Below are 13,117 nucleotides of genomic sequence, written 5' to 3' on the forward strand. Positions count from 1 at the left end.
TTGAAAGAAGAACTGGAAAAGGTTTTAGGAGAAGTCAGGTTAAAGGACCCAAACAATACTGGAAAGTATACTAGCATTAAAATTTATGAACAAGTTTTACCTAAAATCAAAATTGAGTATGACAGGTATGATGAAGAGGAAGAGGATCAATCAGAAGAACCATTTCCATACATAATCATAAAACTTGATTCAGGAAAGATAGTAAATGAAGATGAAGCTGTAAAAGTAGAATTACTGATTGCTACATACGATGATGATTTACAAAATCAAGGGCACAAAGACGTGTTGAATATAATTAATAAAATATATGAACGATTTTATAAAAACCCAATGTTAGCGAACAAGTATTTTCGGGTAAATGATATTGATTGGGTGCTTCAAGACGATGATATGTATCCTTACTATTATGGAGCAATGGGAATGGAATTCAAAGTAAGAATGTTTAAGAAGGAGGATAGGTTTGCATGACAACAAAGAAAAATATAACAGCAGAAGTTACAGCAGAAGAAACAAAAAAAGCAGCTAAGAGAGAACCAAAGCAAGTAATCTATATAGGGCCCACAATACCAGGAGTAATAAAAAATAATACAATCTTTAACAACGGTGTTGATCAGCGAGTATCAGAACGAATTAAAAGCCAACCAGAGCTTGGAGGACTTTTAATTGATATTGAAGGTTTGTCAGATGCACAAAGACAGATAGCACTTAAAAAGGGTGCGTACTACTCTCTATATAGCAAAGTAAAAAACAGTTTAAAGGAGGAATAGAGTATGTATCAACATGGAGTTAGAACAAAGGAAAACCCTACAAGTCTTAGTGCACCAATTGTAAGCAAGAATGGGCCACAAGTTGTATTTGGAACAGCACCCATCAATTTAGTTGCAGATCTATCAAGTGCAGTTAACAAATTGATTATTGCAAACACAATGGAAGAGGCTAAGAGACAATTAGGTTATTCAGAGGATTTTGATAACTATACGTTATGTCAAAGCATGAAAGCTACATTTGAAGTATTCAAGGTAGCACCAATCATTTTCTGTAATGTCCTAGATCCAACTAAACATAAAAAGGCAAATGCAGAAAAAACGTTACAAGTTAATAACAATCAAGCTATGTATGATGAAATGGGTGTTTTGTTAAGTACAGTAGTAGTAAAAAAAGATACGACAGAATTAACAGTAAATAAGGACTACATTCTTGAATTTGATGATAAAGGTTATGTGTCTATTACTCTTGTAGCAGGCGGTGCTGGAGAATCAGCTACATCACTTGAAGTCACAAGCGATAGTATTGATCCTAGCAAAGTAACTGCAAGTGATGTAATAGGTGGATATGATTCGGAAACAGGAAAGGAAACAGGTCTTGAATTAGTAAGACAGGTATATCCAAAGTTTAATCTTCCTCCTGGTTTGATTATTGCGCCAGGTTGGTCGAAGAACAAAATTGTAGCAGCTGCTATGGTAGCAAAGTGCACAGAGATTAACGGGGTATTCAATACGGAATGTATTATCGATTTTGATACATCAACAGTAAAGAAATACACTCAACTAGAAGCAGCAAAGGAAACATTAGGGGTTGTAAGTAGCCATGCTATACTTACATGGCCAATGCTTAAGATTGATGATGTAATCTATAGTTTTTCGGCTTTATTAGCAGCATTAATTTATTATACGGATGCAAACAATTCAGATGTTCCGAATTTATCACCATCTAATAAATTATTAGGGGTATCCGCTACAGTATTGACTGATGGTACAGAGGTGATGCTTGACCAAGTGCAAGCAAATGAAATTAATGCGCTGGGTATCGTGACAGCTTTGAATTTTGGTGGTTGGAAGAGTTGGGGTAACAATACGGCATGTTATCCAGAAATTAATGATCCAAAAGACCGTTGGATTTGTTGCAGAAGATTTTTCTCTTGGTGGGGGAATAACTTCATTATTGACTTTGCTAACAAAGTTGATGAATTAACAAATTTCCGTCTTATAGAATCAATTGTTGATGCAGAAAATATTAAAGGAAATAGCTATACAGCCCAAGGTATGTGTGCTGGTGCGAAAATTCAATATTTAACAAGTGATAACCCAATCGAGAGTATTTTAGATGGTAAGGTTGTATTTAGACAATATCTAGCACCATATACACCAGCTGAGGATATTCTTAATATCCTAGAATTTGACCCATCAATGATTGAATCAGCGTTAGGAGGCGAATAAGCATGGATAAGAACAAAATACCAGAGGTAATTAATAATTATAACGTGTATAAACAAGGCAATCAACTTGTAGGAATATCAGGAGAAGTAGCACTTCCAGATATGGACGCAATCACGGCAACAATTAGTGGGGCTGGAGTACTTGGAGAATATGAAACAGCTATTATCGGTATGTTTTCGAGTATGAAGATGGATATTCCGTTCAGAATGCTTGAAGATGATATATTTAGTCTTATGGACCCGACAGAACTCTTAGATCTTACTCTAAGAGGTTCACAGCAGTATACAACGAGAGATACAGCAGCACTTGATTACTTAAGTATGAGAGTTGTGGTTAGAGGTAAGATGCTATCATTCAAGGGTGGAAAGCTTAAGAAAGGTGAACAGATGGACGCATCTGTTTCAATAGAGTTACTCTACATCTTAATTGAGATTGATGGGCAGACCAAGCTTGAATTAGACAAGCTTAATAGTAAATATATCGTAAACGGTAAAGACGTACTAGAAAAAGTAAGAAATCAATGCTAGGAGGGCAATGAGATGAAAAAAGAAGAATTAGAAGTAACAGAGGATACAGAAGTAGTAGAGGCTGAATTAGTAGATGACAACATGATTATGACATTCAAAAAACCATATACATTCGAAGGGAAAGAATACAGAGAAATTGATTTATCTGGGTTAGACAATCTAACTGGTAAAGATATGATTGCAGCACAAAAAGTCTTAGATAGAAACGGTTCATTTAGTTTTATTCCAGAGATGAGCCTGCAATATGCTTGCGTTCTAGCGTCAAGAGCAACCAAATTGCCAATTGAGTTCTTCGAGGGTATGCACCCAAGAGAATCAATTAGATTAAAGAATAAGGTAACAGGTTTTTTGTACGGTCAGGACTAAACGCAGATAGCGGAAACCAAATAAGAAAATTAGCAATAAGACTAGCAAGGTTAACAATGACAAGTTTAGATTTTTACCTTGACTTGTCATTGTACGAATTAGAAAAAACGTGTGAGGAGGTGATTTCTCAATATGGCAAGCAAAGAAAATGAGTTAGCTATTAAAATAGCTGGAAAGATAGAAAAATCATTTTATAGCAGTACTAAGCTAACGAAGAAAGAACTTGATAATATTGTGAAACACTCAAACACTACAGCAAAGAGTTTTAGTCAAAGCTTTTCAGAAGGTTTTGATAAAGCAGGAGCAGGATTCGAAGCATTTAGTAATAAGGCAAGGGTGACATTAAAAGCAGTTGAAAAAACAGCAAAAATAGCTGCAATAGCAATAGCAGCAGTTGCAACAGCAGCAGTTACAGTAGGATCTAATTTTGAAAGTGCATTTGCAGGTGTTAAGAAAACAGTTAATGCAACGGATGCAGAGTTTACAGCACTAGAAGAAGATATTAGGAACATGGCCAAGAGTATGCCAATGTCAGCCGAAGAAATAGCTGGTATAGCAGAGGCAGCAGGGCAGCTTGGTATTCAGACAAAAAATATATCTAGTTTTACTAAGACAATGGCGGATTTAGGGGTTGCTACAAATATGACAAGTGAAGATGCGGCAACCCAATTCGCGAGATTTGCCAATATCACAGGAATGGCACAAGATGAGTTTGATGAACTTGGAAGTACCGTCGTTGCCCTTGGTAATAACATGGCAACAACAGAATCTGAAATAACCGACATGGCAATGCGATTAGCAGGAGCAGGAGCGCAGGTAAACATGAGTGAATCAGAAATTCTTGGTTTTGCAGCAGCTTTATCTTCTGTAGGAATAGAAGCAGAGGCTGGAGGCAGTGCTTTTTCTAAGGTAATGGTAAACATGCAATTAGCTGTTGAAACTGGAAAGAATGGATTAAAAGATTATGCAAAAGTTGCAGGCATGACGGCAAGTGAATTCCAAAAAGCTTTTAAGGAAGATGCAACAGGTGCAATAATTGAGTTTGTTAAAGGGCTTCAAAATACAGAAAGAAACGGTATGAGTGCTATTGCGGTACTAGACAGTATGGGAATTACAGAAGTAAGACTAAGAGATGCATTATTGAGAGCATCTAATGCAGGAGATTTATTTTCTAATTCTATCAATATTGCTAATGGAGCATGGGAAGATAATGTTGCATTAACGAATGAAGCAAATCAAAGGTATGCTACATTTGAAAGCAGATTGGGAATGTTTAAGAATAGCATTAAAGATGTTGGAATTTCAGTATATCAAGATATGCGTGAACCACTGGCAGATGGTTTGAAATATGCAACTGATTTCGTAAATGGAATATCAGATAAAATGAAAAAGAATAACTCAATTGGTGAGATGATTAGTTCTTTTACTACTAAGATTCCTACAGCTAAGAGATATTTGAAAGAGTTTAAGACGGAGTTCATAGCATTTGCAGATCCGTTCATTGATTTCGGTAAATGGTTAATTAAGAATCCAAATGTAGTGGTTTCTACCCTTGCTGGCATTGGTTCTGTTATTGCTACATACAAGATTGCAAAAGGCGTTAAATCTGTAGCAACTTCATTTTCATCTCTTGCGGGGATACTAACCAATCCTTTTGCAGCATCAATTACAGCTGTAGGTCTTGCAATCGGTGGAACAGTAGGATTAGCTATGTATATTAAAAATCTTAATAATGAGATGAAAAAAGAAAATCTGGCTGAACATTTTGGAACCATATCGTTATCAATGGAAGATTTGCAAGAGGCAGCAGCACATATTATAGACACTGGTGTTCTTAGCAAGATGCAACAGGTAATGAGTGAATTTGATAAAAAAGATACATATTTCAATTCTATGACAGATGCAATTAATGAGATTAATAAAGCAAACTGGAAAGTGTCAATCGGTATGGAACTTTCGGATGCAGAAAAGGAATCTTATTTATCAAATGTTACTCAATTTATTAGTGATACACAGGAAACTCTTCTTCAGGATCAGTATTCAATGAAAATTGCTATGGACCTATATATTCAAGATAACTCAGAAGGAGATAAGGTTAAAGAGTCCATGAATGGTTTCTACGAAAAACTGATTGGTACTGTTGAAGAGGAAGGGAAAAAACTAGCAGAGTATTCTTCAAAAGCATTCGAAGATGGAATGTTAGATATTGATGAGGCTACAGTTATTGCAGAGTACATGCAAAAGATGTCGGATATAACGAGTATGTTATCTGATGCAGAATTTGATGCGAAGTTATCTGCAATACAGTTGAATTACAGCGGTGCTGAACTTACAGCGGAAAGCTTTCAGAACTTACAGTCTGAGATAGGTGAACAAGTAGAAGCAGCCAAGGCTGCAGCAGAGGATTCTTATGTGCAGACAATAGCACATTTTAAAGTTGCTTTTGATGCAGGAGATATGGACGATGCAACATATCAGTCGTCATTAGAACAAGCAAAAGAACAGTATCTTAATGACCTTAAAGATATCGAATTGAAGGCAACAGACTTCCAAACAAATACGATTGTACAGCAATATGGAGAGGAACTATCAACTAAAATACCAGAATTTCAAAAACTTGTTGAAGACACTATGAATGGAGCTCTTGAGCGTGTTGAACTTACAGGAGAATCATTAGATGTTGCATGGGACACTATTATTACAGATAGTTTGATGGCTGACTATGATGGATTAGATAAGTCAACACAAGCTGCTATATCTCAGTTATTCGATTTAATGAAACCATCTGTAGAAAGCTTACAATCATTAAAGAATCAATATAGAGATGTAGGGCTAGAGATACCAGATGAAATTAACAAAGCTTTAACGGATAGTACAGTACTAGGAGCTATTTCTAAGAATGAAGCTGGCTTATGGGGATATATTGCTAATGAAGCAACAAATAGTCCAGAGTATGCAAGAGTTATTACGACTATGCAACAAGGTGGCAGTGAAATTCCAAAACAAGTTGCTGATGCAGTAAAGAATAATACGTATCTAACAACTAAGGCAGTTAATGATCTATATAACTCAGTACAAAAGAATGCAACAAGCATATTTAGTAAGGGAATTAATGTATCTATTCCTTTAAATATTAATGCAAACGTAAAATCAAATACATCTACTAATACTCAAATACCAGGTTACGCAACAGGTGGAATAATCACAAATCCAACGTTAGCAACATTTGCAGAAGATTGTCCTGAAGCAGCAATTCCCTTAGACGGTTCCCAAAATGCAATAAGTCTATGGCAAACAGCAGGTAAAATGCTGGGTGTATATGATGAAAAGATAAATGCTTATTCATTAGCAAATCAAAAGTTAAACACAAAAGATTCTTTTGGTGACTTATCTAGTAATGTAGATCGTGTAACGAATGAAGAGTCAAGTTATTCAAATAGCAATCAGATTGCATATAGTCCAGTTATGAATTTTAATTTTAATGGTGGAACAACAAGCAAGGAAGATATTCTAGAAGCTACGCGTCAAGCAGAACAAGACTTTGAAGAAAAGATGGATAGATACTTTGCTCAAAAGTCTAGAAGAGGTTTTAAAGACTTTAGCTTCAGTTAGGAGGAATTATGTATAAGACAGTACAAGGAGATACATGGGATTTAATAGCTAAGAAAGTGTATGATGATGAAATGCTAGCAGGTTTTCTAATGCAAGCAAATTATGAGCATATCGATATAGTAGTTTTCTCAGCTGGTACTGAAATAAATACTCCTGAACATGAAGAAAAGGATGACCAATTACCAGAGTGGAGGGATTAATATGCAAGGAAGAAAAGCATCGGTAATCATATCGTACAATGGTAAAAATGTAGCGACAAAACTAAGTGACTACCTACAATCTTTTACATATACGGACGTAGCATCTGGAGAAAGTGATAGTATAAGCATAAAACTAAGTAATATTGATAAGAAGTGGCTGGGGGCTTGGTTTCCAGCTAAAGGAGATAAACTAATAGTATCTACTAAACTTGTTAATTGGTCAAAAACAGGAGAAAAGAAGTTTAAGTGCGGAGAATTTACACTTGATGAGTTTTCTTTCAGTGGCAGGCCACTGGTAGCAGACATTGGAGCATTGTCGCTACCAGTAAAGGAAAGTTTTAAAACTACTGATCGCAATAAAACGTACAAGAAAGTAACGATTGAAGAAATAGCTAAAGAAATCGCTAAGAGAGCAAATGTGAAGCTAGTATACGATGCAGCACGAATAGACATAGAGACAATTGAGCAATCGCAAAATGATTGTGACTTTCTATTCGATTTATGTGAGAAGTATGGACTTGGTATGAAAGTGTACTCTTCCAAAATCATTATATTTGATGAGTCAAAGTATGAGAAGAAAAGATCAGTTGTTACAATCAATGAATCGAATATAAAAAGCTGGAGTTATGACACAACGACAAATAAGACATATACAGCGGCAAAGATATCTTATACAAACCCAAAAACAAAGAAAGATGTATCAATCACAGTTGGAGAAGGAAAACGTATATTGAAAATCAGTGAAAAGGCAGACAGTAAAGCAGATGCAGAAAAGATAGCGAAAGCTAAAATAAACAATGCTAACAAGAAGATGACTACTATGAAAATCACTATAATGGCAAATCCGAAAATAGTAGCTACTTCTAATGTAACTATTAAGGGATTAGGAAAATTGAATGGTAAGTATGCAGTTGATAAGGTAGTACATACAATTGGTTCTGGCTATACTATGACACTAACGCTTCGACTTATACAAAATAGAATTGGAGAAAAAGATAGTAAGTCAAAAGCTGGTGTAAATGGTAATTACATAGTCAAACAAGGTGACACATTGTGGGCTATCAGTAAGAAATACTTCGGAACACCGACTAAATGGAAAGTGATCTATGAGGCTAACAAGGAAGTAATAGAAAGTACTGCAAAGAAACATGGTAAAGCAAATTCTAGTAATGGTCATTGGATATGGCCAGGAACGGAACTTGTAATACCAAATGTGGAGGAGAGTTAATGAAAGATAATATAAGAACTGGGGAAGTATCAAGTATAGACTTTCAAAATGGAATGATTAGAGTAACATATCCTGATCGTGATAATGATGTTACAGATTCTATTCCTTATTTATCGCTAAATGGCGAATATAAGATGCCAAACATAGGTGATATGGTAGTAGTGTTGCATCTTTCAAATGGCAGCTCATTTGGAATAGCGTTAGGAACATTTTGGAGTGACGGTAACAAGCCTTATAAGACGGGAAAAGGATTATTCAGAAAAGAGTTAAGCAATGCCTTGAATGAGGCTTATTTAGAATATGACAGTAACACAAAGACAATAATTATTAAAGCTGATAACGTAGTCATTCAATCTAACAAAGGGACTACAAGTTTGTAGGAGGCAGGAGGTAGTATGGCAAAAGTGGGGAGCTTTGGAAAGGTTTTGGTTTTTAGCACGAATGATAAAAAGATACTAACGTTTAATAACTTTAGTCAAAAGGTATCAGCAAGATGGACAAATCATGAGAGGATAGGCAAGAAACCCAAAAGCGAATTCTTAGGTCCAGATTTGCGAGAGGTATCATTTGAAATAGAATTGAATGCTATGTTGGGTGTAAAACCTAGAAAGCAGTTAGAAAAGCTTGAAAAAGCAATTGAAAATGGTACAGTTGCAAATCTTGTTATAGGTGGAAAAAAGGTTGGAAAGAATAAGTGGAAAATAGTTAGTTTGAGTGAGAAGTGGAATTACGTAATGTCAAAGGGCGAAGTTGTACAAGCTATTGGACAAATAACGATGGAGGAATACGTATGATGGAAGAGCCAAAGATAATATTCAAAACAACAACTAGTGAAGATGATGAAATTATGCAAGGCTTAAAAACATTATACACTACTCCAGAGGGAACAATACCTCTTGATAGAGTATACGGTTTAAATCAAGATTTTATAGGTTATCCGACTGAACTTGCAAAAAATATGTATGCACTAGAGGTTATTAATAAAACAGAGGTTTATGAGCCAAGGGTAGAAGTAGATGTCAGCTTTGAAGACAGTGAAGACGGGAAGATTATACCAGTAATCAAAATTAAAAAGTCTGAGGAAGGAGATGAAGAGTAATGCCAGGTACATTAGATGTACTATCAAATTTACCAGAGGTAAGCTTCATCGATGATATTACACTTGATGAATTACTAGAAAATTTCATATCAGATTTTAATGAAATGAATAGTGAATTAGAAGGAAAGACAACAGTATTAGCCAAAACAAGCCCATTTCGTTTGTTAATAAATGCCACGACCTCTATATTATATCAAATCCTTGTCAAAGTTGATGCTACGGGAAAACGAAACACAATCAAATATTCCTATTCGGAGTTCTTGGATCAGTTAGGGGCATTTAAGAATTGTACTAGGAAAGAAGCGCAGAAAGCATATTGTACAGAACGATTTTACATTGATGAGAGCAAAGAATTTGCAATAACTATACCAGAAGGAACGAGAGTAACACAAGGAAGTATATTCTTTGAAACGACGGAAGTAGCAGAGATAGCAGCAGGCGATACATATATAGATATAATGGTTTATTGTACAGAAGCTGGAGAACAGGGCAACGGTATATTTGCAGGAGAGATTAGTACACTTGTAGATCCTGTTAACTATATATCAAAAGTCGATAATCAGACAGTTACAGTAGGTGGTAGTGATATTGAAAGTGATGATAGTTTGGCAGATAGAATTTTCATGGCACCATCGACTTACAGTGTAGCAGGATCTATTGATTCTTATGAGGCTAATGCAAAAGCGTTTAGTCAAGAAGTTATTGATGTTAAGGTAGATAATCCAAGCGCAGGAACTGTAGATATTAGATTCCTTCTTACTGACGGTGAAATACCAGGAACTGATGTTATTCAACAGATGCAAGCTTATCTAAGTGCAGAGGATAAGAGACCTCTCACAGACAATGTAATAGTAGCAGCACCAGATCAAATTGAATATAGCATTGACTTAAAATATTGGATAAGAAAATCGGATTCAAACAAGGCTGTTAAAATACAACAAGATGTAGAGGCAGCAGTCGAAAGATATATCACATGGCAGAAGATTAAGATAGGTAGAGACATAACCGATTCAGAGCTTATTAAGCTTGTCATGGCAGCAGGAGCGAAGAGATGTGTAGTAACAAGTCCAACTTATACGGTAATAGGAGATAAGCAAATTGCGAAGCTGACAACTAAAACTGTAACATATGGGGGGATTGAAAATGATTAGTTTATATGATGTGGAATTGTTTGATTTACTCCCAGATAACTTAAAATCTAATGAAGTAATAGCGTTTAGTTATGCATTAAGAAAGGCATGTAGATATGTTTTAGATAGAGTGGAGCGAATCGAACTCTATACGAACATAGACAAGTTACCTGAAAACATTCTTGACTATTTAGCACTTGAATTAAGAACCCAATATTATGATGAAAAGTTAAATATTGAAATTAAACGAGAGTTAATAAAGAATACATTACCGTGGTATATGAAAGCGGGTACCGCAGCAGCAGTTAAGGAGTTATTAGTAACTGTGATAGGAAATGGAAGTGTAGAGGAATGGTTTGACTATGGTGGAAATCCATTTATGTTCAAAATCACTACAAGTGAACAACTCACAAGAGAGAACATGGAAAAATTCGCAGCTATGATAGATAATGTAAAAAACGCAAGATCAAACTTAGAGGGTTTTGATAAAGAGGAATATTTTACAAGAAAAGTAAAGGTAGCAAGTGGTATAAGTATAACTAAATTTATTAGGGTAGGAGGTGCAACATGTTAGGAAATCCTATTATAACAAGCAAAGGGTTAGCATTACTTGCGAAGGTAACGACAAATACACTAACATTATCCAATATGGGAATTGGTGATGGTGAGAAATCAATAAGCGAATCAGTGGATAGTCTAGCTAATGAAATCCTAAAGAAACCGATAGAATATGTTCAGCTTCAAGGAAATGTTATAAATGCAAGAACAACATTCACAAATGAAAACTTACAAACTGGATTCTATATTAAAGAACTTGGAATTTATGCAATAGATCCTGATGAAGGAGAAATCTTGTATGCGTATACAAGTGTGGACGGAACTGATGCAGATTACTTTAGTCCAGGAATTGGAACAATCATATTAAGGGAGTTTATAGAATTAGTAATTGGATTTGGAAATGCAAGTAAAGTAGAGCTTACAATTAATCCAGAGGCTGTATTTATAACAGTAAGTGAGTTTCAAAGACTAGAAGAAGAAGTTGAAAAGAAAGCAAATATAACAGATATACCATCAATACCATCTTCATTGCCTAATCCAAATAAATTAACAATTCAAGCAAACGGTACTAATAAAGGAAGCTATGACGGTAGTGCTGCGCTGACTGTAAATATTACAAAAACTGATATGGGTATCGGAAATGTAGATAATACTGCAGATGCTGATAAGAGCGTTAAGTATGCAGCTAGTGCAGGTAGTGCAGGTAGTGCAGGTAGTGCATCTAACTCAACAAAAGTAGGCGGATATTCAGTATCAGTTGTAACAGTACTTCCAGATTTCCCTGATGCTAACACAATCTATTTTGTGATGGGATAGGTGATTATATGAGTATAAATATTGGAAGTAACAAGGTAAAAGCAATAAGCGCAGGGAGTAATAAAATAAAAGCCGTCTATGTTGGGAGCACTAAAGTATGGAGTGCGATTAGGGGAATAATTGCAATAGCAACTTCTGGTGTTTCAAGCGATTACGTTGACGAGGTATATGTATCTACTGATTTAGCAACTCCAGTATCCATAAAACTTAGTAACATAAGGAATGCTTGGCGGTCAAGTAGAGTTGCATGTAGTAAATCAAGGTTTGTATTAATAATCCCAAACAGTGATTCGGACTATGCAGGAATACACTATTCATATGATGGTGTTACATGGACACCTATACTTAGCAGCATGGTGGCTACTGGTAATGATTATCCTTTCGATATAAAATACTTTGAGGAGATCGACAAGTTTGTTGCTTTTTATTATCAATATCTTTATCTATCTTCTGATGGTATAAATTGGACTGGTATAAGTGTAACTGGTAGTTCAACAGTAACAGATGTTGTCTATGGAGAGGGATATATTCTTATAATACCGTACAATGGATATCAAATTCTATACAATGTATCCGATGGGACAACTTCATCTATAAGTGCAGAAGCAGGAAGAGTTGGAATGGTTGTGGGTGCATATGGCAAAGGGAAATTTGTAGCATATGAGTACGGAAAAGGGTTTAGTACATTAGACTTATCAACTAAAAAGTGGACTTTAGTATCAAATATTTTAACAACCGCATCCACTACAGCTATTAGCATGATATTTGCAAATGGTATGTTTTTAGTAGGTACATTATTTAGTGGTAATTTCTATTCTTATGATGGTATCACATGGAATGCATATACGCCACCAAAGAGAATATTTAAAATTTCACACGATGGCGATAAATTCTTGGGTACTTCTGACAATGCATTTGGATACTCTTATGATGGAATAAATTGGACATATGTAACCGTTGATGATACACAAGTGATAGCAGGTGGAATAGCAGGAAATTAAGGAGGAAGGAAATGTTTATATTAGTAGATAATAATAATAATGTGTGTAGATTTACTGGTAGTTCAATCGAATACGGAGTTTTTGATGAATCATTCAACAAGTGGAAGGTAACAAATGATAATTACAACTTTTATGTTATTGGAGAGAACTACACCAAATTTGAAGTTGAAAGTATTCCAGAAGATTGTAAAGAAATGAAATACTGTTATACAGAAGAAAAAGGATTTTATCTAAACGAAAAATATACAGAGCCGATCAATGCAGAAGATGAAATTAAAAGACTAATACTAGAAAACATTGAACTAAAAGCACAATTAGACAAGGTACAAGAGGTACTTGATTATCTAGTAATGCAATAGGAAGG

General features: G+C 35.3%; 16 protein-coding genes. All 16 read left to right on the forward strand.

The window, feature by feature from the left end; all coding sequences use genetic code 11:
• The 16 genes from HBB17_RS01505 (at position 1) to HBB17_RS01580 (ending at position 13,112) form a co-directional block, all read left to right on the forward strand.
• Positions 1-468 (forward strand): hypothetical protein, encoded by a 468-nt coding sequence (locus HBB17_RS01505; protein ID WP_167955125.1) that lies wholly within the window; start codon positions 1-3, stop codon positions 466-468.
• On the forward strand, positions 465-767 hold the full coding sequence (locus HBB17_RS01510) for a hypothetical protein (RefSeq protein ID WP_167955127.1): 303 nt from the start codon (positions 465-467) through the stop codon (positions 765-767). Before HBB17_RS01505 ends, HBB17_RS01510 begins: the two co-directional genes overlap by 4 nt.
• Before the next feature lie 3 nt (positions 768-770).
• Positions 771-2,216, forward strand: coding sequence for a phage tail sheath family protein (locus HBB17_RS01515; protein WP_167955129.1), 1,446 nt, complete (start codon positions 771-773; stop codon positions 2,214-2,216).
• Between the two features lie 2 nt (positions 2,217-2,218).
• Positions 2,219-2,743: a phage major tail tube protein gene (locus tag HBB17_RS01520; protein WP_167955131.1), complete on the forward strand. Its 525-nt coding sequence runs from the start codon at positions 2,219-2,221 to the stop codon at positions 2,741-2,743.
• Positions 2,744-2,755: 12 nt separating this feature from the next.
• A complete protein-coding gene (locus tag HBB17_RS01525; RefSeq protein WP_167955132.1) occupies positions 2,756-3,109 on the forward strand; it encodes a phage tail assembly protein in 354 nt (117 codons plus the stop codon).
• A 132-nt stretch (positions 3,110-3,241) separates the two neighbouring features.
• Positions 3,242-6,721 carry a phage tail tape measure protein gene (locus tag HBB17_RS01530; protein ID WP_167955134.1) on the forward strand — a complete coding sequence of 1,160 codons (3,480 nt, stop codon included), beginning with the start codon at positions 3,242-3,244 and terminating at the stop codon, positions 6,719-6,721.
• A gap of 8 nt (positions 6,722-6,729) precedes the next feature.
• Entirely contained in the window at positions 6,730-6,921 is a 192-nt protein-coding gene (locus HBB17_RS01535) for a tail protein X (RefSeq protein WP_167955136.1), read from the forward strand.
• A 1-nt stretch (position 6,922) separates the two neighbouring features.
• Positions 6,923-8,149, forward strand: a complete 1,227-nt coding sequence (locus HBB17_RS20405; RefSeq protein WP_238483648.1) for a LysM peptidoglycan-binding domain-containing protein — start codon at positions 6,923-6,925, stop codon at positions 8,147-8,149.
• Positions 8,149-8,529, forward strand: a complete 381-nt coding sequence (locus HBB17_RS01545) for a hypothetical protein (protein WP_167955138.1) — start codon at positions 8,149-8,151, stop codon at positions 8,527-8,529. The genes HBB17_RS20405 and HBB17_RS01545 overlap by 1 nt, the downstream gene beginning before the upstream one ends.
• A gap of 15 nt (positions 8,530-8,544) precedes the next feature.
• Positions 8,545-8,943, forward strand: coding sequence for a phage tail protein (locus HBB17_RS01550; RefSeq protein WP_167955140.1), 399 nt, complete (start codon positions 8,545-8,547; stop codon positions 8,941-8,943).
• Positions 8,940-9,248, forward strand: a complete 309-nt coding sequence (locus tag HBB17_RS01555; protein WP_167955142.1) for a lysozyme — start codon at positions 8,940-8,942, stop codon at positions 9,246-9,248. Before HBB17_RS01550 ends, HBB17_RS01555 begins: the two co-directional genes overlap by 4 nt.
• Positions 9,248-10,399 carry a baseplate assembly protein gene (locus tag HBB17_RS01560; protein ID WP_167955144.1) on the forward strand — a complete coding sequence of 384 codons (1,152 nt, stop codon included), beginning with the start codon at positions 9,248-9,250 and terminating at the stop codon, positions 10,397-10,399. The genes HBB17_RS01555 and HBB17_RS01560 overlap by 1 nt, the downstream gene beginning before the upstream one ends.
• Positions 10,392-10,952 (forward strand): phage tail protein I, encoded by a 561-nt coding sequence (locus HBB17_RS01565; RefSeq protein ID WP_167955146.1) that lies wholly within the window; start codon positions 10,392-10,394, stop codon positions 10,950-10,952. The genes HBB17_RS01560 and HBB17_RS01565 overlap by 8 nt, the downstream gene beginning before the upstream one ends.
• Positions 10,946-11,752 (forward strand): phage tail protein, encoded by an 807-nt coding sequence (locus tag HBB17_RS01570; protein ID WP_167955148.1) that lies wholly within the window; start codon positions 10,946-10,948, stop codon positions 11,750-11,752. Before HBB17_RS01565 ends, HBB17_RS01570 begins: the two co-directional genes overlap by 7 nt.
• An 8-nt stretch (positions 11,753-11,760) precedes the next feature.
• The gene (locus HBB17_RS01575) at positions 11,761-12,753 is read left to right on the forward strand and encodes a hypothetical protein (protein WP_167955150.1); all 993 of its coding nucleotides are present in this window, start codon (positions 11,761-11,763) and stop codon (positions 12,751-12,753) included.
• A gap of 11 nt (positions 12,754-12,764) precedes the next feature.
• Complete coding sequence (locus HBB17_RS01580) at positions 12,765-13,112, forward strand: hypothetical protein (protein ID WP_167955152.1); 348 nt, start codon at positions 12,765-12,767, stop codon at positions 13,110-13,112.
• Positions 13,113-13,117 lie beyond the last annotated feature (5 nt).

Source organism: Anaerosporobacter faecicola, assembly GCF_012070565.1.
GTDB lineage: Bacteria > Bacillota > Clostridia > Lachnospirales > Lachnospiraceae > Anaerosporobacter > Anaerosporobacter faecicola.

Excerpts from the sequence above, each read along its gene's own strand:
- HBB17_RS01530 (WP_167955134.1), top strand. The coding sequence starts at position 3,242 with ATGGCAAGCAAAGAAAATGAGTTAGCTATTAAAATAGCTGGAAAGATA.
- HBB17_RS01555 (WP_167955142.1), top strand. The coding sequence starts at position 8,940 with ATGATGGAAGAGCCAAAGATAATATTCAAAACAACAACTAGTGAAGAT.
- HBB17_RS01545 (WP_167955138.1), top strand. The coding sequence starts at position 8,149 with ATGAAAGATAATATAAGAACTGGGGAAGTATCAAGTATAGACTTTCAA.
- HBB17_RS01565 (WP_167955146.1), top strand. The coding sequence starts at position 10,392 with ATGATTAGTTTATATGATGTGGAATTGTTTGATTTACTCCCAGATAAC.
- HBB17_RS01525 (WP_167955132.1), top strand. The coding sequence starts at position 2,756 with ATGAAAAAAGAAGAATTAGAAGTAACAGAGGATACAGAAGTAGTAGAG.
- HBB17_RS01535 (WP_167955136.1), top strand. The coding sequence starts at position 6,730 with ATGTATAAGACAGTACAAGGAGATACATGGGATTTAATAGCTAAGAAA.
- HBB17_RS01550 (WP_167955140.1), top strand. The coding sequence starts at position 8,545 with ATGGCAAAAGTGGGGAGCTTTGGAAAGGTTTTGGTTTTTAGCACGAAT.
- HBB17_RS01560 (WP_167955144.1), top strand. The coding sequence starts at position 9,248 with ATGCCAGGTACATTAGATGTACTATCAAATTTACCAGAGGTAAGCTTC.
- HBB17_RS01575 (WP_167955150.1), top strand. The coding sequence starts at position 11,761 with ATGAGTATAAATATTGGAAGTAACAAGGTAAAAGCAATAAGCGCAGGG.
- HBB17_RS01570 (WP_167955148.1), top strand. The coding sequence starts at position 10,946 with ATGTTAGGAAATCCTATTATAACAAGCAAAGGGTTAGCATTACTTGCG.
- HBB17_RS20405 (WP_238483648.1), top strand. The coding sequence starts at position 6,923 with ATGCAAGGAAGAAAAGCATCGGTAATCATATCGTACAATGGTAAAAAT.
- HBB17_RS01580 (WP_167955152.1), top strand. The coding sequence starts at position 12,765 with ATGTTTATATTAGTAGATAATAATAATAATGTGTGTAGATTTACTGGT.
- HBB17_RS01515 (WP_167955129.1), top strand. The coding sequence starts at position 771 with ATGTATCAACATGGAGTTAGAACAAAGGAAAACCCTACAAGTCTTAGT.
- HBB17_RS01520 (WP_167955131.1), top strand. The coding sequence starts at position 2,219 with ATGGATAAGAACAAAATACCAGAGGTAATTAATAATTATAACGTGTAT.
- HBB17_RS01510 (WP_167955127.1), top strand. The coding sequence starts at position 465 with ATGACAACAAAGAAAAATATAACAGCAGAAGTTACAGCAGAAGAAACA.